This is a genomic window from Rhizobium sp. YS-1r (assembly GCF_000757525.1).
Lineage (GTDB): Bacteria > Pseudomonadota > Alphaproteobacteria > Rhizobiales > Rhizobiaceae > Neorhizobium > Neorhizobium petrolearium.
In genome coordinates this window covers 248254-273226 of record NZ_JPYQ01000024.1, presented here as the reverse complement: position 1 = coordinate 273226, position 24973 = coordinate 248254, and the positions used below count along the sequence as shown (strand labels likewise).

Annotated in this window: 21 protein-coding genes; 19 read left to right on the top strand and 2 right to left on the bottom strand. The window is 59.9% G+C overall.

Annotation, left to right across the window (positions count from 1 at the left end):
- The first annotated feature begins 3 nt into the window (after positions 1-3).
- The 10 genes from JL39_RS17245 (at position 4) to JL39_RS17200 (ending at position 13980) form a co-directional block, all read left to right on the top strand.
- On the top strand, positions 4-2358 hold the full coding sequence (locus tag JL39_RS17245; RefSeq protein ID WP_037153031.1) for a penicillin acylase family protein: 2355 nt from the start codon (positions 4-6) through the stop codon (positions 2356-2358).
- A gap of 106 nt (positions 2359-2464) precedes the next feature.
- Positions 2465-2893, top strand: coding sequence for an Rrf2 family transcriptional regulator (locus tag JL39_RS17240; protein ID WP_037153749.1), 429 nt, complete (start codon positions 2465-2467; stop codon positions 2891-2893).
- Between the two features lie 204 nt (positions 2894-3097).
- Complete coding sequence (locus JL39_RS17235; RefSeq protein WP_244446914.1) at positions 3098-5302, top strand: NosR/NirI family protein; 2205 nt, start codon at positions 3098-3100, stop codon at positions 5300-5302.
- Between the two features lie 25 nt (positions 5303-5327).
- Positions 5328-7247 carry a TAT-dependent nitrous-oxide reductase gene (gene nosZ / locus JL39_RS17230; protein WP_037153028.1) on the top strand — a complete coding sequence of 640 codons (1920 nt, stop codon included), beginning with the start codon at positions 5328-5330 and terminating at the stop codon, positions 7245-7247.
- A gap of 32 nt (positions 7248-7279) precedes the next feature.
- On the top strand, positions 7280-8629 hold the full coding sequence (locus JL39_RS17225; RefSeq protein WP_037153027.1) for a nitrous oxide reductase family maturation protein NosD: 1350 nt from the start codon (positions 7280-7282) through the stop codon (positions 8627-8629).
- A complete protein-coding gene (locus JL39_RS17220) occupies positions 8626-9528 on the top strand; it encodes an ABC transporter ATP-binding protein (RefSeq protein ID WP_037153024.1) in 903 nt (300 codons plus the stop codon). The genes JL39_RS17225 and JL39_RS17220 overlap by 4 nt, the downstream gene beginning before the upstream one ends.
- Positions 9525-10352: an ABC transporter permease gene (locus JL39_RS17215; RefSeq protein ID WP_037153020.1), complete on the top strand. Its 828-nt coding sequence runs from the start codon at positions 9525-9527 to the stop codon at positions 10350-10352. The genes JL39_RS17220 and JL39_RS17215 overlap by 4 nt, the downstream gene beginning before the upstream one ends.
- Positions 10349-10909, top strand: coding sequence for a nitrous oxide reductase accessory protein NosL (locus JL39_RS17210; protein WP_037153017.1), 561 nt, complete (start codon positions 10349-10351; stop codon positions 10907-10909). Before JL39_RS17215 ends, JL39_RS17210 begins: the two co-directional genes overlap by 4 nt.
- Entirely contained in the window at positions 10902-11897 is a 996-nt protein-coding gene (locus tag JL39_RS17205) for an FAD:protein FMN transferase (RefSeq protein ID WP_037153742.1), read from the top strand. Before JL39_RS17210 ends, JL39_RS17205 begins: the two co-directional genes overlap by 8 nt.
- Positions 11898-12090: 193 nt before the next feature.
- A complete protein-coding gene (locus JL39_RS17200; protein WP_037153014.1) occupies positions 12091-13980 on the top strand; it encodes a sugar phosphate isomerase/epimerase and 4-hydroxyphenylpyruvate domain-containing protein in 1890 nt (629 codons plus the stop codon).
- Positions 13981-14076: 96 nt separating this feature from the next.
- On the opposite strand, the gene hppD is transcribed toward JL39_RS17200, so the two are convergent.
- Positions 14077-15192: a 4-hydroxyphenylpyruvate dioxygenase gene (gene hppD, locus JL39_RS17195; protein WP_037153011.1), complete on the bottom strand. Its 1116-nt coding sequence runs from the start codon at positions 15190-15192 to the stop codon at positions 14077-14079.
- A 124-nt stretch (positions 15193-15316) separates the two neighbouring features.
- Here hppD and JL39_RS17190 point away from each other — a divergent pair, with 124 nt between their 5' ends.
- On the top strand, positions 15317-15796 hold the full coding sequence (locus JL39_RS17190; protein ID WP_037153008.1) for an Lrp/AsnC family transcriptional regulator: 480 nt from the start codon (positions 15317-15319) through the stop codon (positions 15794-15796).
- Positions 15797-15799: 3 nt separating this feature from the next.
- Here the strand turns inward: JL39_RS17190 and JL39_RS17185 are convergent, their stop codons facing one another.
- Positions 15800-16315 carry a MarR family transcriptional regulator gene (locus JL39_RS17185; protein ID WP_052182938.1) on the bottom strand — a complete coding sequence of 172 codons (516 nt, stop codon included), beginning with the start codon at positions 16313-16315 and terminating at the stop codon, positions 15800-15802.
- A gap of 26 nt (positions 16316-16341) precedes the next feature.
- Here JL39_RS17185 and hmgA point away from each other — a divergent pair, with 26 nt between their 5' ends.
- The 8 genes from hmgA to JL39_RS17145 all read left to right on the top strand — a co-directional run bounded on the left by hmgA (position 16342) and on the right by JL39_RS17145 (position 24967).
- Positions 16342-17703, top strand: a complete 1362-nt coding sequence (gene hmgA / locus JL39_RS17180; protein ID WP_037153005.1) for a homogentisate 1,2-dioxygenase — start codon at positions 16342-16344, stop codon at positions 17701-17703.
- Between the two features lie 114 nt (positions 17704-17817).
- Complete coding sequence (locus tag JL39_RS17175) at positions 17818-18837, top strand: fumarylacetoacetate hydrolase family protein (protein ID WP_037153003.1); 1020 nt, start codon at positions 17818-17820, stop codon at positions 18835-18837.
- Positions 18834-19469, top strand: a complete 636-nt coding sequence (gene maiA / locus JL39_RS17170) for a maleylacetoacetate isomerase (protein ID WP_037152999.1) — start codon at positions 18834-18836, stop codon at positions 19467-19469. The genes JL39_RS17175 and maiA overlap by 4 nt, the downstream gene beginning before the upstream one ends.
- Before the next feature lie 311 nt (positions 19470-19780).
- Entirely contained in the window at positions 19781-21307 is a 1527-nt protein-coding gene (locus JL39_RS17165; protein ID WP_037152996.1) for an ABC transporter substrate-binding protein, read from the top strand.
- Positions 21308-21387: 80 nt separating this feature from the next.
- A complete protein-coding gene (locus JL39_RS17160) occupies positions 21388-22329 on the top strand; it encodes an ABC transporter permease (RefSeq protein ID WP_037152994.1) in 942 nt (313 codons plus the stop codon).
- A 16-nt stretch (positions 22330-22345) separates the two neighbouring features.
- Positions 22346-23224 (top strand): ABC transporter permease, encoded by an 879-nt coding sequence (locus tag JL39_RS17155; RefSeq protein WP_037152992.1) that lies wholly within the window; start codon positions 22346-22348, stop codon positions 23222-23224.
- 1 nt (position 23225) lies between these two features.
- On the top strand, positions 23226-24434 hold the full coding sequence (locus JL39_RS17150) for an amidohydrolase/deacetylase family metallohydrolase (protein ID WP_037152989.1): 1209 nt from the start codon (positions 23226-23228) through the stop codon (positions 24432-24434).
- Positions 24435-24454: 20 nt separating this feature from the next.
- Positions 24455-24967: a RidA family protein gene (locus JL39_RS17145; RefSeq protein WP_081952875.1), complete on the top strand. Its 513-nt coding sequence runs from the start codon at positions 24455-24457 to the stop codon at positions 24965-24967.
- The last annotated feature ends 6 nt before the right edge of the window (positions 24968-24973 follow it).

Genomic DNA, 24973 nt, shown 5'->3' with positions numbered 1-24973 from the left:
GCCATGACCGATGCCCCGACGAACGAAACGCTCCGACTGGCCGGCCTCAGTGCCGAGGCGGAGATACGCATCGACGGCTGGGGCATCCCGCATCTCAAGGCGGCAAACGAGAACGACCTGTTCTTCGTGCAGGGTTTCAACGCTGCACGCGACCGGCTCTGGCAGCTCGATCTGTGGCGCAAGCGCGGGCTCGGGCTGCTTGCCGCGGATTTCGGCCCCGGTTACCTGGCGCAGGACCATGCGGCCCGGCACTTCCTCTACCGCGGCGACATGGCACCGGAATGGACCTCCTATGCGCCGGATACGGAGACGATCTGCAACGCGTTCGTTGCCGGCATCAATGCCTATACCGCGCTTTGTGAGGCCGAACCCGCCCGCCTGCCGCCGGAATTCGCTGTCTTCGGCACTAGGCCGGCCTACTGGCAACCCTCAGATGTTGTGCGCATCCGCAGCCACGCACTGACCCGCAACGGCCTTTCGGAAATCCTGCGCGCCAACATCATGGCGCTTGCCGATGCCGAAACCGATCTTCTCCGCTACGAGATCGATCCGCCGGTTGAGTTGAAGCCTGCCGAGGGCATTGTGCTCGCCGACATTCCACTCGAAGCGACCCGCCTCTTCAAGCTCGCCACCGCGCCGGTAACCTTCGACAAGGTTCGGCTTGCCGCGACCCTCGACGACGTCTGGAAATGGACCGAGGTAACCGATCTCGGCGACGTCATCCAACGCGTCACGGAAGAGGGCTCCAACAACTGGGCCGTTCACGGTTCGCGCACGGACACCGGCCGGCCGATCCTGGCGAGCGATCCGCACCGGGCGCATGCTGTGCCGTCGCTGCGTTATCTCGTGCATCTCCAAGCGCCCGGCCTCAATGCCATCGGCACCGGCGAGCCGACCGCGCCCGGCATTTCGCTTGGCCACAACGAGAAGGTCGCCTTCGGACTCACAATCTTCGGCGCCGACCAGGAAGACGTTTATGTCTACGAGACAAAGGACGGCGATCCGGATTCCTACCGTTATGGCAGCGGTTGGGAGAAGATCAACCGAATCGAAGAGCGCTTCGGGGTCAAGGGCTTCTCCGACCAAACGTTGACATTGTCCTTCACTCGCCATGGACCGCTCCTGTACGAGAACCCGAAGAAGAAACTGGCGATCGCCATGCGTTCCGTGTGGCTATCGCCGGGCTCGGCCGCCTATCTCGGCAGCCTGGCCTACATGCGCAGCTCGTCGGTGAAGGCTTTCGCCGAAACGCTCGGTCACTGGGGTACGCCGTCGGTCAACCATGTCAGCGCCGACGTGGACAGCAATATCGGATGGTTCACGGCCGGTTTCACACCGGTACGACATAACTGGCAAGGCCTGCTGCCGGTGCCGGGCCATGGATCCCATGAGTGGGACGGTTTCCTGCCGGCCGACCAGTTGCCACGGAGATACAATCCCGCCGAAGGCTTCGTCGCTTCCGCCAATGAAATGAACCTTCCCTCCGACCGCGACCCGAACGCTCCTTCGATCGGCCATGAATGGGCGGAGATCAGTCGCGCCCAGCGCATCAAGTCCGTGCTCGCCGCCGATCTGAAACATACGTTGAAAGGCTCGATGGCGCTGCAGACGGATACGTATTCCCGTCCCGCCGCAACGATCTGCAGCCTGCTGGAAAAGGTTGCCGTCCGGCATCCACTCGATGGCACGCAGCGAATGGCGCTCGCTCTCGTCAAGGGCTGGGATCACCGGCTGGAAGCGACGAGCGCTCCGGCCGCACTTTTCGAAGTGTGGTGGATGAAACATCTCCGTCCAGCGCTGTTGTCGAAATTCGCACCGAACCAGACCGTGCGCCAACTGCTTTTGCCGGGCGATGTCGACCGCATGCTCTCTCTGCTGACCGAGCCCGGCAGGCATTGGGACGAAGCCGAACGCGACGCCATGCTGCTTTCGACACTCTCGGCGGGCTTTGACGATTGCGAAAAGCGGCTCGGTTCCAGCCCTGCCGCCTGGCAATGGGGTGATCTGCACAAGGCGACTTTCGAGCACGCCACCAGCCGCATCACGACTGGAGGCATCGCAAATTGGAACGTTGGCCCGCTGCCGCTAGGTGGCAGCCGTTCGACACCCATGAATGCGGGTTACCGGATGAGCGATTTCGGCGTCACTGCGGGTGCTTCCGTGCGGCTCGTGATGGATGTCGGCGATTGGGACAACAGCGTGTGTATCAATGCGCCCGGGCAGTCCGGAGATCCTCGTTCACCGCATTATGGCGATCTCGCCGAAATCTGGTCAAAGGGTGGCTATGTGCCGCTGGTCTACAGTGAAGCTCGCATCGCTCGGGAGATTGTCCGACGCATCACCCTTCTGCCTGGCTGAGTGCGATGCAGGGATTTCAAAACCGTTGACAATCCGGACATCCAGGGCGGAAAATATTTCGCTCTGCGCGATAAGGCGTAGGGACGGAATGAAAGTCGCCTCGATCATGCAGCTTACGGTTTTTTCCGACTACGGGATGCGGTTGATGATGATGGCGGCCGCTCATCAGGACAGGCTCATCACGATCGAGGAAGCCGCCAGGGTTTACGGCATCTCCCGCGCCCACCTGATGAAAGTGGCCCAATTGCTGGTCAAGAAGGGGTTTCTCAAGGCTGTACGCGGCCGCACCGGCGGCCTCATGCTCGGGCAGCCGCCCGAAGCCATCCGCATTGGCGATATCGTACGGGCCACAGAACCGGATTTCGCGGTCGTTGAATGCTTTAAACCCGACAACAGGTGCCGGATTACCCGCTCCTGCCGCCTGCAGGGAATCCTGGGAGAGGCGGTTATGGCATTTATAGATGTTCTGGATCGCCATACGTTGCAGGATCTCATGCTCAACCCCGAAGATTTCGGCACCCCGAACGCTGCCTGAACTGACAGGGAAGCCGGCGAGCCAAAATTTCAATCGCAAAAAGATGCATCCCTTATAGTTGATTTAGCTCAAAGAGTATTTTCCCGAGTCCCCTAAAGCTCTGCTCGTAATTCACAGAAGACCGAGCAGATGCCACAGAGATCACGTTTTTCGCTGCGCCCTTCGATCCTGTTTGCCTGGTTTGCGGCCTTCTTCGTTGCATTCATGATTGCAACGCAAGGCCATGCTGCCGGGCAGCTCTCTACTTTTCTCGACAAGGTCCAGCCGGGAGATCTTTTTCAGGGCGCAGATCGTTTCGGACCGATTGCCGGAGACCCGCCGATCGTTCCGGTTCTCCGTGGCGACGAGCTGCTTGGCTACGCCTATCTCAATTCCGATTTCACCAGTTCCGTCGGTTATTCCGGCAAGCCCATCCGCATCGTCGTCGGCATTGATCCGAAGGGCGTCATACGGGGCTTCAAGCTGGTCGATCACAAGGAACCCATCGTTCTTATCGGCATACCGGAGAAGAAAGTGGTCGCATCGATGAATGCGATCATCGGAAAGGATATGGGACGCGTTGCGGCGGGAGCGGAACGACCGCCGCAGGTCGATATCGTCAGCGGTGCGACCGTCACCGTCCTTGTCATGGGCGACAGCGTGGTGCGGTCCGCAGTCCAGCTCATCCGCAGCAATCGGCTGAATGCAGGTAGCGGCGAGACGGTTGCGACGGTGACCGAAATCAGAAAGGTCGATCCATCCAGGACTGCCGTGAGTGACTGGCAGACGCTCATCGGCGACGGCTCGATCCGCAGCCTTCGGCTAACAGTCGGGGAAGTGTCGGATGCGTTTCGACAGGCGGGCCAGCCGATCGCCGCGGAGAAGGCTGAAACCCAGAATCCCGAAGACAGGTTCATCGATCTTTTCATGGCGCCTGTCAGCGTCCCGGCGATCGGCAGAACGCTTCTGGGAGAGGAGGGTTACCAGCGTCTGACAGCCAGGCTTAAGCCCGGACAGTCCGCCCTCATCGTGGCTGGTGATGGAGCCTATTCCTTCAAGGGCTCGGGCTATGTTCGCGGCGGCATTTTCGATCGGGTCGAACTGCTGCAGAACGGCCAGGGCCTCCGCTTCCGTGATCGCGACCATACGAGGCTGCCGGCATTTGCCGCACCGGACGCGCCACACCTTCGCGAGATCGCTCTGTTCATTGTGCCGAGCGAGTTTACATTCGATGTCACGGAGCCCTGGGAGTTGCAACTGCTCGTGCAACGCAGTGCTGGCGGTCGTGAGAAGGCTATCCTTCCCTATAACCTCGGCTATTCTCTCCCCTCTGCCTACATGACGGTCGAGAGCCGCCCGGCTGCACCACCGGTGCCTGTCGCGACTGACGAAAAAGCGATCACGGCCGCGTCAACTGATCCGCTGCAGGAGGGCCAGCCCCTGTGGATCAGCATCTGGCAGATGAACCGCATGTCGATCGGCATCACGGTCGTAGCCGTGCTCGTGCTGACTGCGATCTTCTTTTTTCAGGATTGGCTGGTCCGGCGTCCCAAACTTTTCGCCTGGGTCCGCAACGGCTATCTCATCTTCACTCTGGTCTGGCTTGGCTGGTATGCCAATGCCCAGCTATCGGTCGTCAATGTCCTGACGTTCGCCAATGCCCTCGTCGCCGGCTTCAACTGGGAATTCTTCCTCGCGGCACCACTCATCTTCATCTTGTGGGCGTCGATAGCAGCTGCACTGCTTTTCTGGGGACGCGGGCCGTTTTGCGGCTGGCTGTGCCCGTTCGGCGCGCTTCAGGAACTGACCAACAAACTGGCCCAACGGCTGAAGGTGCCGCAGCTCAAGCTGCCCTGGGGGCTGCACGAGAGGCTCTGGCCGGTCAAATACATTATCTTTCTCGGACTGTTCGGCCTTTCCTTCTATTCGATGGCGCTCGCTGAGACAGTCGCAGAGGTCGAGCCTTTCAAGACGGCGATCATCCTGAAATTCGCCCGCCAGTGGCCCTTCGTCCTCTTCGCCGTGACATTGCTCGTCGCCGGCCTTTTCATCGAGCGTTTTTACTGCCGCTACCTCTGCCCGCTCGGCGCAGCTCTCGCCATACCCGGTCGCATCCGCATGTTCGAATGGCTGAAACGCTGGCCGGAATGCGGCTCGCCCTGTCATCGCTGCGCCAAGGAATGTCCCGTGCAGGCCATTCATCCGGAAGGGCAGATCAACGTCAACGAGTGCATCTACTGCATGCACTGCCAGGAACTCTACCAGGACGACCAGCGCTGTCCGCACATGATCGAGGTGCGGAAAAAGCGCGAGAAATTCCTGCGGCTGTCTTCCCCCGCTTCCCGCGGCGAAACGCCACCCAAAACCCAGGTCACCTACAAGGGTGCACCAATCACCAGCTCTGACGCCGTATCGGATCAGCCGGCGTGAAGGACCAACCAAGGAGAGACGAACAATGTCTGACGAACACAACCCACCGCGCCTGAACAGGCGGCAGATACTGGGGACGACCGCCATGGCCGCAGTCGCAGGCGCGACCGGGGTCGGTGGTGCGCTCACGCTTTCCGGCGCGGCTGCGACGCCGGCGCTCGCGCAGAAGGTGGGCGACCAGCCATACGAGGTGAAGCCGGGCGAGCTGGACGAATACTACGTATTCTTCTCCAGCGGGCAAACGGGCGAAGTCCGTATCGTCGGCCTGCCCTCCATGCGCGAGCTGATGCGCGTTCCGGTTTTCAACCGGTGCAGCGCGACTGGCTGGGGCCAGACCAATGAAAGCCGCAAGATCCTGACCGAAGGTCTGCTCCCGGAAAGCGTCGAGTTCCTGGAGGATAAAGGTGGCATCTATCTCAACGGCGACCTCCATCATCCCCACCCGTCCTTCACGGAAGGCTCCTATGACGGGCGTTATCTCTTCGCCAACGACAAGGCGAATACCCGCGTTGCGCGCATTCGCCTCGATGTCATGAAGTGCGACAAGATCATCCAGCTTCCCAATCAGCACACCGTCCATGGGCTGCGTGTCCAGAAATATCCGAAGACCGGCTATGTCTTTGCCAACGGAGAGGATCGTGCGCCTATCCCGAACGACGGCAAGATCCTCGACGATACCAAGCAGTACCATGCGATCTTCACCGCTATCGACGGCGAGACCATGAAAATCGCCTGGCAGGTCATGGTGGATGGCAACCTCGACAACGTCGATGCCGACTACCAGGGCAAATATTGCTTCGCCACCTGCTACAACTCCGAGGAAGGCGTCAACCTCGAACAGATGATGTCAAAGGAGCAGGACTGGGTCGTCGTGTTCGACCTGAAGCGGATCGAGGAAGCCGTTGCCAAGGGTGACTACAAGGAAATGAACGGCGTGCCTGTCGTCGACGGCCGCCATGGCTCTCGCTTCACGCGCTATATTCCGGTCTCCAACAGTCCGCACGGCATCAACACGGCACCGGATGGCATTCATGTGGTCGCCAACGGCAAGCTGTCGCCGACCGTGACGGTCTTCGACGTTCGCAAGTTCGATGACCTCTTCGCCGACAAGATCAAGCCGCGCGATACCGTCGTCGCCGAACCGGAACTGGGCCTCGGCCCGTTGCACACGGCCTATGATGGCAAGGGCAATGCCTATACGACGCTCTTTCTCGACAGCCAGATATGCAAATGGAACATCGAGGATGCCAAACGTGCCTTTAAGGGCGAGAAGGTCGATCCGATTCGCCAGAAGCTCGACGTCCAGTATCAGCCAGGCCACAACCACACCTCCATGGGCCAGACCAAGGATGCCGATGGCAAGTGGCTGATCTCGCTTAACAAGTTCTCCAAGGATCGCTACCTCAACGTCGGTCCGCTGAAGCCGGAAAACGACCAGCTGATCGACATTTCCGGTGATCAAATGGTGCTCGTGCATGACAATCCGACATTCGCGGAACCGCATGACGCCACGATCGTCCACGCTTCGAAGATCAACCCCATCAGCATCTGGAAGCGCGACGACCCCTTCTTTGCCGACGCCGTCAAGCAGGCGAAAGCCGACGGTATCGATCTGCTCGTCGATTCCGAGGTCATCCGGGATGGCAACAAGGTGCGTGTCTACATGACCTCCGCCGCCCCCGCCTTCGGCCTGGAAAGCTTCACGGTCAAGGAAGGGGACGAGGTCACGGTCTACGTCACGAATATCGACGAGATCGAGGACCTGACCCACGGCTTTGCCCTCGTCAACTATGGCATCAACATGGAAATCGGGCCGCAGGCGACTTCCTCGGTGACGTTCAAGGCCAGCAAGCCGGGCGTCTACTGGTACTATTGCTCGTGGTTCTGCCATGCCATGCACATGGAGATGAAGGGCCGCATGTTGGTCGAGCCCAAGACGGCATGATGCGGCGGAGATCAACAATTGCGACAATCGGGATGGCGGCCTTCTGGGCCGCCCTTCCAGCCGTGGCGCTTGCGGAAAATCACATCGTCGGGCCGGGCGAGGGAGTGTCGTTGCAGGCGGTCATCGATGCAGTTGCCCCAGGCGATCTCATCGCCTTGGAACCGGGTATCTATCCAGCGCCTATCGTTATCGACAAGCCCCTTACGATCTCCGGCAAAAAGGGAGCAAGCGTTGTCGGCAACGGCAGGGGCAGTGTGATCACGATCAATGCGGCGGGCGTCACTATACGCAATCTCGCTATCAGCGGCTCCGGCCACGATCTGACAGCACTCGATTCGGGAGTGCTGGCGACGGAGGCGGCGACCGGCGCAGTGATCGAGGGCAATGTGATGACCGGCAATCTTTTCGGCATCTATCTGCACGGCGCGGCCAATTCCGTCGCGCAACGGAATACGATTGTCGGACTGCAGGGCGAGCGCCTCAGCGAGGCCGGCAACGGCGTTTCCGTCTGGAACGCGCCCGGCGCGCAGGTGCTGGACAACGTGATCAGCTACGGACGGGACGGCATCGCCACCATGGCGAGCAAGCGCAATGTCTTCAGCCGCAACCGCTTCAGCGATCTGCGCTTCGGCATCCATTACATGTACACGAACGACAGCGAGATCAGCGACAATATCTCCACCGGCAATTCCGTCGGTTACGCGATCATGTTTTCCAACCGCCTGAAAATCACCGGCAATGTCTCGGACGGCGACCGCGACCACGGTCTGCTGCTCAACTATGCCAACAGCTCGGTCATCACCGGCAATTCCGTCTTCGGCCGCCTGCAGCCGGCGAGCCGCTGGTTGCTCGGGGGAAACCGGAACGCCGATCCCGACATGCCCAAGACCGAAGACACGACATCGATGGACCGGAATCCCGTGGGATTACGACCAGGCCCGGAAAAATGCGTGTTTATCTACAACGCCAACAAGAACCGCTTCACCGACAACCTCTTCGAGGGATGTGCGATCGGCATTCATTTCACTGCGGGCTCCGAAGCGAATGCTATCAGCGGGAACGCCTTCATCAACAATCGCAACCAGGTCAAATATGTCGGTACGCGCTATATGGACTGGTCGAAGGACGGGCGGGGCAACTACTGGAGCGACAATCCGGCCTTCGATCTCGATGGCGACGGTATTGCGGACAATCCCTACCGGCCAAACGACCTGATCGACAAGGTTCTGTGGACGGCGCCGCAGGCCAAGCTTTTGACGACCAGCCCTGCAGTTCAGGTCATCCGCTGGGCACAAGCGCAATTCCCTGCCTTGCTGCCGGGCGGCGTGGTCGACAGCCATCCTCTGATGAGGCCGATCATCGGAAAGAGACAAATCCAATGACAGCAACGGTCGAACTCACGGGCGCCTCCAAGCGCTATGGCAAAATCGAGGCCACGAAGGATATGTCCTTCGCGCTGAAGGCCGGAGAGACCATTGCCCTGGTCGGGCATAACGGTGCGGGCAAGACCACGCTGATCAAGCTGATGCTTGGCCTGATCCGCCCGACCACGGGCTCTGTCAAGGTTCTAGGCGAAGACCCGGCGACAGGCGACTTCGCGGTCCGCCAACGGCTAGGCTATCTGCCGGAGAGCGTTTCCTTCCATATGACGCTGACAGGACGCGAGACGCTTGCCTTTTATGCCAAGTTGAAGCGCGTGGCGGTTTCCCACATGGATATGCTCTTTGAACGTGTTGGGCTGGCGCCCGAAGCCGCAAACCGACCGGTGCGCACCTATTCGAAAGGCATGCGTCAGCGACTAGGTCTCGCCCAGGCGCTCCTCGGCGAGCCGCGCATCCTGCTGCTCGACGAGCCGACCAGCGGGCTGGACCCGGCGCTGCGGCGGAATTTCTACGACCTGATAACCGAGTTGCGCGGTGGCGGGACGACGGTGCTCCTCTCATCGCATGCCCTGACCGAGCTCGAAGATCGGGCAGACCGCGTCATCATCGTCAATCGTGGCACCAAGATCGCGGACGGAACCCTGGATGAATTGCGCAAGCTCGCGCGTCTGCCGACCCGCATCAGCGTCCGGCTTGCGAACGGAGCAAGCAGCCTTGAAGGGGCAAGCTGGAGCAGAACGGCCGAAGGACGTCTCGAAGCCAATGTCGCGCCGGAGGACAAGATCGCGCTGCTGCGCGAAGTCACGGGCGATCCCTCCATGCTGGCCGATTTGGCTATCACCGAGCCTACGCTCGACGATCTCTACGCGCATTTCCTGAACGGGCAGAAGACGCAATGACCAACATCCTCATCGTCGCCCGCAAGGAAATCCAGGAGGGCCTTCGCAATCGCTGGGTCCTGGCCACCACGCTGCTCCTGGCGGCCCTCGCGCTTACGCTTTCGTTCCTCGGAAGTGCGCCGACCGGTAATGTCGGTGTCAACCGGCTGGATGTCGTCATCGTCAGCCTGTCGAGCCTCACCATCTTTCTCATCCCGCTGATTGCGCTTCTGATCTCACATGATGCGATCGTCGGCGAAGCGGAGCGCGGGACCATGCTGCTGTTGCTGAGTTATCCACTCGGCCGGAGCGAGGTGATGCTCGGCAAGTTTCTCGGACATGTATCCATTCTCGCTTTCGCGACGCTCTTCGGTTACGGCGCATCCGCGCTGGGACTTGCTCTGACCAGTACGGGGATCGACATCGAAAGCTGGGAATCCTTCGCCTCGATGGTGGCATCCTCGGTACTGCTCGGCGCTGTCTTTATCGCCATCGGTTATCTGGTCAGCACGCAGGCAAGCGAACGCAGCACGGCGGGTGGGATCGCCATCGGCATCTGGCTGTTTTTCGTCCTGATCTATGACATGGCCCTGCTCGGCGCGCTGGTCGCCGGGCAAGGCCAGGCCTTGCCCTCGGGGCTCCTCGACCTGCTTCTGGTCGCCAATCCGACTGACGCCTATCGCCTGCTCAATCTTAGCTCCGGAGGCGCGAGCGCTCTTTCGGGCATGGGAGGGATAGCAGGCCATACCCGGCTTTCCACGCCTGTTCTGGTCGGTGCTCTGGGGTTGTGGACCGTCCTCCCGCTCGCCGTCGCCAACTTTATCTTCGCCAGGAGGGAAGTATGAGATTGATCCTAGCCGCAGCGGCAGTCGCTGCATCTTTCCTTCTTGTCGGCTGCAAGGAGGAAAGCACCATTGTCCCGCCTCCGTTTGCCCTGACGGAAGAGGCGATGGGCCGTTATTGCGGCATGAACGTGCTCGAACATCCAGGCCCGAAAGGGCAGATCATCCTGCAGCAAATACCTGAGGCGATCTGGTTCTCGTCCGCACGCGATGCTCTCGCCTTCACCATGTTGCCGGAAGAACCGAAGGACATCGCCGCGATCTATGTGTCCGACATGGGCAAGGCACCGAACTGGGATCAGCCGGGAGCGGAAAACTGGGTCGACGCGCGCAGGGCATTCTTCGTCATCAACAGTTCTGCGCGCGGCGGAATGGGTGTCGATGAGGCCGTGCCCTTCTCCAATGAGAACGATGCGCACGCGTTCGCCTCGAAGAATGGTGGGCGCGTGGTTGGTTTCGCCGAAGTGCCGAAGGCCTATATCCTCGGAGCCGGCGCGGAACTACCCGCAGCGGATTCCTCCCAAACAAACGACAACGGTGGGGGCCATGATCATGGCTGAGACTTTCACACGCCGCCGTGCAATCTGTATTCTTGCCGCTGCTGCGGGGCTTCCGCTCATCCCATCTGCCGGACTTGCGGCGCAGACGATGGAACCTGTCGGCTGGAAAGGCCAAGCCCTTGGAGCTCCGGCGACGCTGATTCTGAACCACGACGATCCCGTGCTGGCCAGGCAGTTGGTCAATCGCGTCATTGCCGAAGTCTCCCGGCTGGAAGCGATATTCAGCCTGTACAGAAGCGATTCCGTTCTGGCGGAGCTGAACAGGTTCGGCGCAATCGCTGCCCCCCCTTCAGACATGATTATGTTGCTGGAAAGGTCCCGCGCCATTTGGGAAGCAAGCGACGGTGCCTTCGATCCGACGATACAACCGCTCTGGGCCCTCTATGCGAAGCATTTCTCCAGGGCTGATGCCGATCCTGCCGGACCGAAAAACGACGAACTCCGGACTGCCCTTTCTCGTGTCGGTTTTGATGGCGTTCGCTTCAACCGGGATCGCGTCGCTTTCGCTCGATCACACATGGCCCTCAGCTTCAATGGCATTGCGCAGGGTTACATTACCGACGGCATCGTTCAGATGCTTCGCGATGCCGGGGTCACGAGCAGCCTTGTCAGCATGGGGGAAAATCGTGCCATCGGCGCCGCGTCCGATGGTCGACCCTGGCGTATCGGCCTCGCTGAAATGGAAGCCGGTGAAACCCCGAATACGGTCATCGATATCATCGACAAGGCGGTTTCCACTTCGAGTTCATCAGGATTCCATTTCGACCGTTCGGGCCGCTTCGGACATATCCTGGACCCAATCCGTGGCTGCGTTCCGGAGCGTTACCGGCGCATGAGCGTGATTGCTCCGGATGCGACGACGGCCGATGCGCTCTCCACCGCATTTAGCCTGATGGAACCGGCAAGAATTCGGCATTTCCTTGAAGCGCGCCCGGATATCGCCGTAGATATGGTCGCAGCCTCCGGCGAGCATGTTCGTATCGGCTAACTCGAAATCAGTATGGCAAATCCGAACCGTCGTTGGCGATGGCGTTCATGGCCGAGCTTCGTGCAGATACCCCTCAAACCATTTGATGTTACGAACCATTTAGTACAAAATCCCTGACCTCTAGCGAGGAGCAATCGGCGGCGGCCGATGCCCTCATGAAACGTTCTGCGGAACTGGAGGAAGGGAGGAGTACATGAAGACCTCGATAGCGACCGTATCGATCAGCGGGGAGCTGCCTGAAAAGCTTGAGGCCATTGCAAAAGCCGGCTTCGATGGCGTGGAAATCTTCGAAAACGATTTCCTGGCCTTCGACGGCAGTCCGGTGGATGTCGGCAGGATGGCGCGCGACTACGGCCTTGAGATTACACTATTCCAGCCCTTTCGCGACTTCGAGTGCATGCCGCCTTCCCACCGGCAACGAACCTTCGACCGTGCCGAGCGCAAGTTCGATGTCATGCAGCAGCTTGGCACCGACCTGCTGCTTGTTTGCTCGAATGTCTCGCCAGTCTCGCTCGGCGGGATCGACCGGGCGGCGGCGGATTTCCACGAGCTCGGCGAGCGGGCTGCCAGGCGCGGCCTGAAAGTCGGTTATGAAGCGCTCGCCTGGGGACGCCATATCAACGACCATCGCGACGCCTGGGAGGTCGTGCGGCGTGCCGATCATCGGAACATCGGCCTCATCCTCGACAGTTTCCATACGCTGTCGCGCAAGATCGACATCAACTCCATCCGTTCCATCCCGAAGGACAAGATTTTCATTGTCCAGCTTGCCGATGCGCCGCTGATCGACATGGACTTGCTCTACTGGAGCCGGCATTTCCGCAATATGCCGGGCGAGGGGGACTTACCCGTAACGGAGTTTGCAACAGCGATCGCCGAAACCGGCTATGACGGCTACTTCTCACTGGAAATCTTCAACGACCAGTTTCGCGGCGGTTCGACCCGCTCGATCGCGGCGGACGGCCACCGTTCGCTGATCTATCTCGGCGACCAGGTGCGAAGGAGCCCGAATGTGTCTGGCCTGACCCTTCCCGCCATGCCGGATCGGGCAAAGGTGAAGGGTGTCGGCTTCGTGGAATTCTCTGCCGATGAAAAGGAGGCCACGGATCTTGTTGCCATCTTCCATACGCTCGGCTTCCGCAAAGCAGCTGTTCACAGAACAAAGAAGGTCTGCCTGTTCAGCCAGGGCGGTATCCGGCTGCTCGTCAATACGGACGAGAAAGGGTTTGCCAACGCGTCCTTCGCCGTGCACGGCACCTCCGCCTATGCCATGGCACTCTTGGTCGACGACGCCAAGGCCGCGCTCGCGCGTGCCGTGACACTCGATGCCGAACCCTTCAATCAGCCGGTCGGGCTGGGTGAGGTGGAGATACCGGCAATCCGCGGCGTCGGCGGCGGGCTGATCTACCTGATCGATGACAAAAGTGAGCTCGGGCGATTTCCCGAAATCGATTTCCTGCCCGTTGAAGAAGGTATGGAGATTGCCCCGGCCCATCTCCTGCGCATAGATCATATCGCCCAGACGGTGGCCTATGACGAAATGCTGACCTGGCTTCTGTTCTATACTTCGATCTTCGACGCCCATAAGACGCCGATGGTGGATATTATCGATCCGGCCGGCGTGGTGCGCAGCCAGGTGGTTGAGAATGCCTCAGGGGCACTGAGGGTCACGCTGAATGGTGCGGAGAACCGCCGCACTCTGGCAGGCCACTTCATTGCGGAAAAGTTCGGTTCGGGCATCCAGCACCTCGCCTTCGAGACCGACGACATCTTCGCGACCGCCGCAGCGCTCCGGAAGAACGGGTTCCGGCCGCTCTCCATCTCGCCCAACTATTATGGTGATGTCGAAGCCCGCTTTGGTCTCGACCCGGAGCTGACAGAGCGGCTGAAGGCGGACAACATCCTCTATGACCGTGACGAACACGGAGAATATTTCCAGCTCTACAGCGGCACTTATGGCGAAGGCTTCTTCTTCGAGATCGTCGAACGGCGTGGCTATCGTGGCTATGGCGCCCCGAATGCCATCTTCCGCATCGCCGCGCTCAAGAAACAGATGCGCCCGGAGGGCTTGCCGAGAACTTAGCGTTTGCCTGCGTGCGCTCCATCTTCAGATCTGGCGGTCTATGTGCGGTTCGGCATATTTCTCTTCAATATTGGCTGCGACTGAACAGGATGTTTCCTATTCCGCGGCTTCGTTTGGCTTGAGGACGCCACGGCGAATCTGATCTTCCTCGATCGATTCAAAGAGGGCGCGGAAATTGCCCTCTCCGAAGCCTTCATCGCCTTTACGCTGGATGAACTCGAAGAAGATCGGGCCGATGACGGTCCTAGAGAAGATCTGCAGCAGGATCTTCGTCATACCGCCGTCGAGCACGCCTTCGCCGTCAATCAGGATGCCGTGTTTTTTCATACGGTCGATCGGCTCGTCATGGCCGTGCACGCGCCCTTTCGACATTTCGTAATAGGTGTCGGGTGGACCGGGCATGAATTTCAGCCCGTTATCGGCGAGCCTGTCGGTCGCCTCGTAGATGCTCTCCGTCCCGACCGCGATGTGTTGAATGCCTTCCCCCTTGTACTTCTTCAGATATTCTTCGATTTGGCTGGTGTCGTCCTTGGATTCGTTCAAGGGGATACGGATCTTGCCGCAGGGCGAGGTGATTGCCCGGCTCATCAGGCCGGTGATGCGACCGTCGATATTGAAGAAGTGGATCTGCTTGAAATTGAAGAGCTCGCGGTAGAAATCCCACCACCTGTCCATATTGCCGCGATAGACGTTGTGGGTCAGATGATCGAGGTAATAGAAGCCGACGCCCTCGGGTTTTGGATTGCGTTCGCCGAGCCATTCGAATTCCGTGTCGTAGGCTGAACCTTTCTCACCATAGGTCTCGACGAAATAGAGAAGCGATCCGCCGATGCCAACAATGGCCGGCACATCGAGCGTTTTGTCTTTGTCCTCATAAGGTTTCGCGCCCCTGGCGACCGCATGATTGAAAGCGTGTCTGGCATCGACGACACGCCAGGCCATGCTCGGCGCGCAAGGGCCATGTTCATCGACGAAACGCATGGCATGGCTGCCCGGCTCGGCATTGATGACGTAATTGATGTCGCCCTGGCGCCAGACGGCGATGTTCTTCGTCCTGTGCCGCGCCACCGGCTTATAGCCCATGCGGGAAAACAGTTCTTCCAGCTTCTGCGGCTCCGGATGGGCGAATTCGACAAATTCAAAACCGTCGGTCCCCGCCGGATTGTCGGGGGTGATCTCGGAAACCGGTGCGTCGTGCGGGAAAGGACCCATGGTAAACTCCTCCTGTCAGTCACCTTTCATGATGATGCAGGTCACGTGCATTGTGCTTGCAATATGGGCTGTATTCCGCTCGAATGATGCATGATGTGTGCGAGATTAGTGAAGTGGGTGCACGATGGATGCTCTGGACGGATATGATCTAAAAATCTTGAGCCATCTGCAGAACGACGGGCGGCTGACCAATAACGAGCTCTCCGAGCTCATCGCCTTGTCTCCCTCGCAATGTTCACGCCGGCGGGCACGGCTGGAAAGTGAGGGGTTCATTCAGACCTACCGGGCACATCTCAACCGGCAGAAGCTCGGTCTCGACCTGCTCGTGGTCATCGCCGTGACGCTGGCCACGCATAACCGCGATAATGCCAAGCGCTTCGCGCGCCTCGTCGAGGACCTGCCGGAAGTGCTGGAATGTTTCTCGCTGACCGGTGAGATGGATTATCATCTGAAGGTGGTGACACGCGATCTCGCGGGCCTGTCCCATTTCGTCAATGACGTGTTGCTGCCGCATGAAAGCGTGCAACATGTCAAGACATCGATCGTTCTCAATGTCCTGAAGGATTTCGGCGGGATTCCGATTCAAAAGCCCGCCAAGAGCTGAGGCTCAGAGGCCATCAGGTTCCGGAAGCTTCTTGCCCCTGGCGGGCTTGCGCATGACGCGTTCCACGGCCGCGAGACCCTCGTCAAGCGCCCGGACACCGCCGTCACCGAACTCTGCCTCCAGCTCTGCCTGATACCGGCGGGCGAGTTCGATCAGCTCCCGGTAAGCCTGTAGCCCGGCAGCAGTGAGTTCCAGATGCTCGAGCCGCCGGTCGGCTTCGTCCTGCGTTCGTCTTAGCCAGCGACGCTGTTCCAGCTCAAACACGGCGCGGCTTACCTTCGTCTTGTGCATGCTCGAATGGATGCCGACAGCCTTCGATGTCATGCGGCCGGAACTGCCGAGGGCTGCGAGCGTGCGCCATTCCGGCCGTGTCATGCCATACTTTGCCTTGTAATGCGCGGCGAAGCGCAGGCCGACAAATTCGGCGGCGCGATTGAGACGGTAGGGCAGAAATTGTTCGAGAGCAAAGTGGTCCATGGCGTTGATGGTTACAAAATAGATGGTTACATTTGCAACCATATCGTCATCATGGGAGGAAGCAAGCCATGCTGGACAAGATCGATCCGAAAGCCGTAAAGGCCTCTGTCAAAACGCAAGCGCTCGCCTACATGCCGGGCTTCGGCAATGATTTCGAGACCGAGAGCCTCCCGGGAGCATTGCCGCAGGGCCAGAACAGCCCGCAGCAGTGCAATTACGGCCTCTATGCCGAGCAGCTTTCCGGCTCGCCTTTCACCGCGCCGCGCGGCACCAATGAGCGTTCGTGGCTCTATCGTATTCGTCCCAGCGTGCGGCACACGGGCCGCTTCACGAAAATCGACTATCCATTCTGGAAGACTGCGCCGCATATCGGCGAGCACTCGCTGGCGCTTGGGCAGCTTCGCTGGAGCCCGCTGCCGGCTCCAAAGGAGGAATTGAATTTCCTGCAGGGTATCCGCACCATGACGACGGCGGGCGATGCGCTGACCCAGGCGGGCATGGCGGCTCATGTTTACACGTTTAATGCCGACATGGTGGACGACTATTTCTTCAATGCCGATGGCGAGATGCTGGTTGTGCCGGAGACAGGATCGATCCGCGTGTTCACCGAGCTCGGCAAAATGGACCTGGAGCCATCCGAAATCTGCATCGTCCCGCGCGGAACCATGTTCAAGGTCACCCGGCTCGGCGAGGAAGACGTCTGGCGCGGTTATATCTGCGAGAACTACGGCGCCAAATTCACGATGCCGGACCGCGGTCCGATCGGTGCCAACTGCCTCGCCAATCCGCGCGACTTCAAGACACCGGTAGCCACCTATGAAGACAAGGAAACGCCATGCCGTGTGCACGTGAAGTGGTGCGGCTCTTTTCATGTGACCGAGATCGGCCATTCACCGCTCGACGTCGTCGCATGGCACGGTAACTATGCGCCTTACAAATATGATCTGCGCACCTTCTCGCCGGTCGGTGCGATCCTGTTTGACCATCCCGATCCGTCGATTTTCACTGTGCTGACGGCACCGTCGGGCGAAGAGGGAACGGCGAATGTGGATTTCGTGATCTTTCCGCCACGCTGGCTGGTGGCAGAACACACGTTCCGGCCGCCCTGGTATCATCGCAACATCATGAGCGAGTTCATGGGGCTGATCTACGGCCGCTATGACGCCAAGGAAGAGGGATTCGTGCCGGGAGGCATGAGCCTGCACAACATGATGCTGCCGCACGGCCCCGATTTCACGGGTTTCGAGAAAGCGTCGAATGGCGAATTAAAGCCTGTCAAGCTCGAGAACACCATGGCCTTCATGTTCGAGACGCGGTTCCCGCAGCAGATCACCAGGTTCGCCGCGGAGTTCGAAACGCTGCAGGACGATTATATCGATTGCTGGACCGGCCTCGAACGCAGGTTTGACGGAACGCCAGGCATCAAGTGAAATAATACGAGGGCACGTCTACTCAATTAAACAGTCTGGGCGTTGTTTTCTTCGGCAGGCGCCACACATTCTGACATGTTGCCTTGAGGAGCAGGGCGAATAAGAGGGGGACATATGAAGCTTGCGACGTTGAAGGATTCCACGCGCGACGGTCGGCTGGTCGTGGTGTCGAAAGACCTGACCCGGTGCTCGGAGGTAGGGCACATCGCCCGGTCGCTGCAGGCGGCACTGGACGACTGGGCGCATGCGGGGCCGCGGCTTGCCCGTGTCGCGGAAGGGATTGAAACCGGTTCGCAGCCGACCCTCCGTTTTCATGAGCACGACGCCACGTCGCCGTTACCGCGTGCTTATCAATGGGCAGATGGTTCCGCTTACGTCAACCATGTCGAGCTTGTCCGCAGGGCGCGTAACGCGGAGATGCCGGAGAGTTTCTGGACCGATCCGCTGATGTATCAGGGTGGTTCCGATGCCTTCCTCGGCCCGCGCGATCCGATCCTTCTCGGCGACGAAGCCTGGGGCTGCGACATGGAGGGTGAGGTGGCTGTCATCGTTGACGACGTGCCGATGGGCGCGTCGGCGGATGAGGCCCGCGATGCAATTCGGCTCGTTATGCTGGTCAACGACGTATCGTTAAGGGGACTGATCCCGGCTGAACTTGCCAAGGGTTTCGGCTTCTTCCAGTCAAAACCCTCTTCGGCGTTTTCACCGGTCGCCGTCTCTCCGGATGAGCTTGGCGATGCCTGGGATGGCGGCAAACTGCATCTGCCGTTGCGTGTCGATCTGAACGGCAAGCCGTTCGGCCGGGCCAATGCCGGTATCGACATGACCTTCGATTTCCCGCAACTCATCGCCCATGCGGCTAAGACCAGGCCCCTTGCTGCCGGCACGATTATCGGTTCCGGTACGGTTTCCAACAAGCTTGACGGCGGGCCGGGCAAGCCGGTGGCCGACGGCGGCACGGGTTATTCCTGCATCGCCGAAATCCGCACCATCGAGACTATCAATCTCGGCGTGCCGAAGACGCCCTTCCTGCATTTCGGGGATACTGTGCGGATCGAGATGAAGGACGAGAAGGGGCATTCCATCTTTGGCGCGATCGAGCAGGCCGTGACGAAATACGAGAAGACGGGATGAGCGACACGGTGCTCTACGATTACTGGCGCTCTTCTGCCAGTTATCGGCTGCGGATCGCGCTCAACATGCTCGCCGAGACATTCCGCTCCGTTCCGGTCGATCTGCTTGCCAAAGCACACAGGTCGCAGGAGCATCTGCAGCGCAATCCGCAGGGCCTTGTCCCAGTGCTGGAGATTGACGGCCACATCTTTACCCAATCGCTGGCCATAATCGAATATCTCGACGAGACGCGCGGCGGGGCCTTCCTGCCAGGCGATCCCGTCGGTCGGCAGAGGGTGAGGGCACTCTCCTACATCATCGCAATCGAAATCCATCCGGTCTGCAATCTCAACGTCACCGGCCATGTCCTGTCGTTGACCGGTGGCGGTGATGAAGCACGGATCGCCTGGATGCAAAAATTCATTGGAGAGGGATTGGCCGCTTTCGAAAAATCTCTGGATTCGCCTTCGACCGGCAGGTTCTGTCACGGCGACCGTCCGACCATGGCGGATATCTGTCTTGTGCCACAGGTCTATAATGCACGGCGCTGGAATGTAGATCTCACCGGATACCCGAGACTTTTGGCCATCGCTGATTGCTGCGCCGAGCTGAAATCGTTCGCAAATGCGCATCCGGACAAGGTGGCACGTTAGAAGCTGACTTTTCTCGTTCGGATCGATATCCGCCTGCTGCTTCTTGTCGGATCGGCCGGAGGGCCTCGTCGCTGGCGACAGATTCGCCGATCAGTTCCCGACAGACACCGGGTGGTGGCCGCCATATCACGGGCTCATTAGCTCATCCGCTCCCCGTAACGATGCCGCGCGGGCCCTCGATGCTGGCCTCCGCCGCGGTTCCGCGATCCACTGGTACACTACGGCAGGCCATTGACAGGACCTTCGGGTTCTGTATTCTCTTATAAAGTCTTATATATCATAATAGTGGAACATAAAAACGGGAGACCTCAATGAAACTGAAACTGGCGTTCCTGGTTGCGACTGCCTTGATCGCAGCCCCCTCGCTGTCGATGGCTCAGGAAAAGGGCGGCGTGATCAACGTCGCGACAATCGGCGAGCCGCCAACTCTTGATCCGATGGTATCGACCGCCGACCTCGTCGGCATCGTCACGCAGCATATCTTCGAGACCCTCTATACTTTCGACAAGAGCTGGAAGGTGACGCCGCTTCTCGCCGAAAGCCTCCCGGAGATCAGCGCGGACGGCAAGACCTATACGATCAAGCTGCGTACAGGCATCAAGTTCCATGACAGCAGCGACATGACGTCGGAAGATGTGGTTGCTTCGCTCGGCCGCTGGACGAAACTTGCTTCGCGCGGCAAGCAAGTCGCCGGTTTCATCGAATCCGTCGCTGCTGCCGATGCCGCGACGGTGACTATAAAACTGAAGCAGCCCTATGCACCGCTTCTTTCTCTCCTCGCCTTCAACAATTCCGCGGCCATCATCATTCCGGCTGAAAAGCAGGATGAACCGATGAAAGAGTTCATCGGCACGGGACCCTATATGCTGAAGGAGCGCAAGGCGGACCAGTATATCCAGCTCGCCCGTTTTGACGGCTATAAGCCCCGTTCCGGCGAGAGCGACGGTTATGGCGGCGCCCGTCATCAGTATCTCGATGAAATTCGTTTCGTGCCGGTTCCGGATCCGAACACGCGCGTCGAGGCGGCTGTTTCGGGCCAGTACGACTACGTCGACTCCATTCCAGTCGAATCCTTTGAAAAAATCAAGAATTCCCAGCTATCCGAGCCGATCATGCTGAAGCCGTTCGGCTTCCCGGTCTTCGTTTTCAACACCAAGGAAGGCCTCTCCTCGAACCTCGCGATCAGGAAGGCTGTCGAGAAGGCACTGAGCATGGAAGACATGCTGGCTGCAGCTTTCGGCAGCAAGGATTTCTACAACGCGGACGGAGCCTTCTATCCGAAGAGCTTCGTCTGGAACACCGAGGTCGGGACCGAAGGCAATTACAATCTCGGCGATCCCGAAGGCGCTGCGGCGGACCTGAAGGCAGCCGGCTACAAGGGTGAACCGTTGCGGATCCTCACCAGCCGCCAATACGAGTTCCATTACAAGATGGCTCAGGTGGCGGCAGAATACCTGAAGCTCGCCGGCGTTAACGTGGACATGCAGGTGGTCGACTGGGCGACGCTGACCCAGCGTCGTGCGGATGCCAAGCTTTGGGATATCTACATCACCCATAGCCCCTTCCTGCCCGAGCCGGCCCTGATGGGCGTGCTGTCGACCAGTTCGCCCGGCTGGTGGGATACGCCTGCCCGCAAGGCCGCAGTCGATCCCTTCACGTCCGAAGCTGATCCGGCGAAGCGCGTCGAGCTCTGGGCAAATGTCCAGAAGACGATCTATGATGAACTGCCATTGTTGAAGATCGGCGATTTCAACGCCGTCTCCGCGAAATCGAAGAAGCTCGAAGGTGTCGATCCGGCTCCCTGGCCGTATTTTTGGAACGCCTCGATCACAAAGTAAGCACGAGAAATGCGGATGCCAGGCTGCAGGCCGGCATCCGCTCTCGGCCTTGTCCCGTGCGGACACAGGAACCCGTTTGCATGATACGTTACATCCTTCAGCGCCTCGCGGGCATGATCGTCGTGATGTTCCTGGTCGTCACGATCGTTTTCGTGATCGTGCGCGTGACGCCCGGAGACCCGGCCGCCGTGATGCTCGGTCCCGACGCGACGGCGCAGGACATCGCCGAGCTCAGGACCCGTCTCGGGCTCGACCAGTCGATCGGTGTTCAATACATCTACTATATAGGCCAGCTTCTGCGCGGCGATCTCGGTCAGTCGATCTTTCTCAATATGCCGGTCGGTTCGGCTCTTCTCGATCGCGCTGAGCCCACCTTTTTCCTGACAATCTTCTCGCTGGCGATCGCGAGCATCATAGCCCTGCCGATCGGCATCTATTCCGCCTACAGGCGTGGCTCCTTCATCGATCAGGCAGCGACCACGATCGCCATGCTGGCCGCAAGCATTCCGAGTTTCTGGCTGGGCCTCATCCTGATGCAGTTCTTCGCGGTCAGGCTGAGCCTGTTTCCCGTTTCGGGATACGGCGGTCCGGGTTCCTCCTTTCTGGAACGGATGTACCACCTGACGCTGCCGGCTTTCGCGCTCGGTCTCGTCTCTTCGGCGCTCATCCTGCGCTTCACGCGTGCCTCGATGCTGGACGTGCTGGGTGACGACTATATCCGCACGGCGCGCGCCAAGGGTCTGGTCGAACGGCGCGTCGTGATGAAACACGCCCTGAAGAACGCACTGATCCCGATCCTGACCGTCATCGGCCTGACGGCGGCGGTCCTGATTTCCGGCGCGGTCGTCACCGAAACCGTCTTCGGCCTGCCGGGCGTCGGCAATCTCGTCGTCTCAGCGGTCTTGCGCCGCGACTATCCTGTGATCCAGGGCGCACTGCTGGTGATTGCCGGCCTCTACGTCCTGATCAATTTCGCGATCGACATGCTCTATCTTCTGGTCGATCCCAGAGTACGTTACTGATGGGGGTGCGCACCTGATGGCCGATATCGCAACCACCACTCCCAAGCCGGCTGTCAGCGAGCGAGGCAAATTCCTCCGCCGGCTCCTGAGGCGCAGGACCGTCGCAGCCGGCGTGATCGTGCTGACAATCTTCGTCCTGCTTGCGATCCTGGCGCCCTGGATTGCGCCTTATTCGCCCTCGAAGCTCTCGATCGTCAACCGGCTGAAGCCGCCGAGCGAAATCTTCTGGTTCGGCACGGATGAATTCGGGCGGGACGTCTTCTCGCGCACCATCTATGCCGGGCGGCTGTCTCTGTTGGTCGGGGCTGCCGTGGTGGCGCTGTCGGCGCTGATCGGCGTGACGCTCGGCCTGCTTGCCGGCTTCTTCCAGAAGCTCGACACGCCGATCGCCCGGCTGATCGATGCGATGATGGCATTTCCGGATATCCTGCTCGCCATTGCGCTCGTTGCGGCCCTCGGTCCGTCGCTGGTGACGGTTATCGTCGCTTTGGCGATCGTCTATTCGCCGCGACTTGCCCGGATCGTCCGCGCCTCGACGCTGGTGATCCGCGAACTGCCTTACGTGGAAGCGGCGAAGGCGCTCGGCATTTCGACCTTCCACATCATGACGCGGCATGTGCTTCGCAATCTCATGTCGCCGATCCTGGTGCAGGGCACGTTCCTCTTCGCCAGCGCCATGCTGGCCGAAGCCGGGCTTTCCTTCCTCGGGCTCGGCGTCAGCCCTGAAATTCCAACCTGGGGAACGATGATCGCCGCCGGCCGCCAGTATATCGGCCAGGCCGACTGGATGACCTATTTCCCGGGCTTCGCAATCATTCTTTCCGTGCTGTCGCTGCAAATGGTCGGCGACGGGCTGCGGGACATGCTCGATCCAAGACTTCGAAAGGACCTTTAGAATGACCGGTGAAAAAGCGGGCAAGCCGCTCCTCCTCACCAATGTGAAGCCGATGGCCTTTGGCGGCGATACATCCGCCGCCGTCACGGATATCCTCGTTGGCGCCGATGGCAGGATTTCGGCGATCGGCTCGTCGCTTGCGGCGCCTGTCGATGCGGAGCGTGTCGACGGCAAGGGCGCGTGGATTTCTCCCGGCTGGGTCGACCTGCACGTCCACATCTGGCACGGCGGCACGGATATATCGATCCGTCCGTCGGAATGCGGCGCCGAACGTGGTGTGACCACGCTTGTCGATGCGGGCTCGGCAGGCGAGGCCAATTTCCACGGCTTTCGCGAATACATCATCGAGCCGTCGAAGGAACGCATCAAGGCTTTCCTGAACCTCGGCTCGATCGGGCTCGTCGCCTGCAACCGCGTGCCGGAACTGCGCGACATCAAGGATATCGACCTCGACCGCATCCTCGAATGTTACGCGGAAAACAGCGAGCATATCGTCGGCATCAAGGTGCGCGCGAGCCATGTCATCACCGGTTCCTGGGGTGTTATCCCCGTCAAGCTCGGCAAGAAGATCGCCAAGATCCTCAAACTGCCCATGATGGTGCATGTGGGCGAGCCGCCAGCGCTTTATGACGAGGTTCTGGAAATCCTCGGGCCCGGCGACGTCGTCACTCATTGCTTCAACGGCAAGGCCGGTTCGAGCATCATGGAAGACGAGGACCTCTTCAACCTTGCCGAACGCTGCGCCTCCGAAGGCATCCGCCTCGACATCGGCCATGGCGGCGCGTCCTTCTCGTTCAAGGTGGCGGAAGCGGCCATCCAGCGCGGCTTGCTACCGTTCTCGATCTCGACTGACCTGCATGGGCATTCGATGAATTTCCCGGTCTGGGATCTCGCAACGACGATGTCCAAGCTGCTTTCCGTCGGTATGCCGTTCGACAAGGTGGTGGAGGCGGTGACCCATGCCCCCGCCTCGGTCATCAAGCTTTCCATGGAGAACCGGCTGTCGGTCGGCAGCCAAGCCGATTTTACGATCTTCGATCTCGTTGATGCCGACCTCGAAGCGACTGATTCCAACGGTGATGTCTCGCGGCTGACCAGACTGTTCGAGCCGCGCTACGCGGTCATCGGATCGGAAGCCACCGTCGCCAGCCGCTATATCCCGCGGGCCCGCAAGCTCGTCCGCCACAGCCACGGTTATTCGTGGCGGTGAGCCGACATTCCTGAAATTGCATGACAGGAGTTTACGTGAATACGTCTCCAGCAAAGGCCACTCCGGTGGCAGAAACGCCTTATGGGCGGTTGGCGGCACTCGGCATCAAACTGCCGCCGCCGCCGCCGCCGATTGCCAATTTCGTGACGCATGTACGCGAAGGCAATATTCTCTACCTTTCCGGTCAGGGGCCGCGGGAGATGGACGGTTATCTCCATGCCGGAAAGGTCGGCGGCGATGTCGATGTGGAGCAGGCCTATCAACACGCGCGACTGACGGGCATCAATCTGCTTGCCGTGATGCAGGGCGCGCTCGGCGACCTTTCGCAGGTGAAGCGGGTCGTGAAACTGCTCGGCATGGTCAATGCCGTTCCGGATTTCGAGGATCATCCGCGGGTCATCAACGGATGCTCGGACCTCTTCATCGAGGTCTTCGGCGAGGCGGGCCAGCATGCTCGCTCGGCCGTCGGCTTTGGTTCGCTTCCCGGCAATATCACCGTCGAGATCGAAGCGATCGTTGCTCTGCGCGATTGAGGGGAG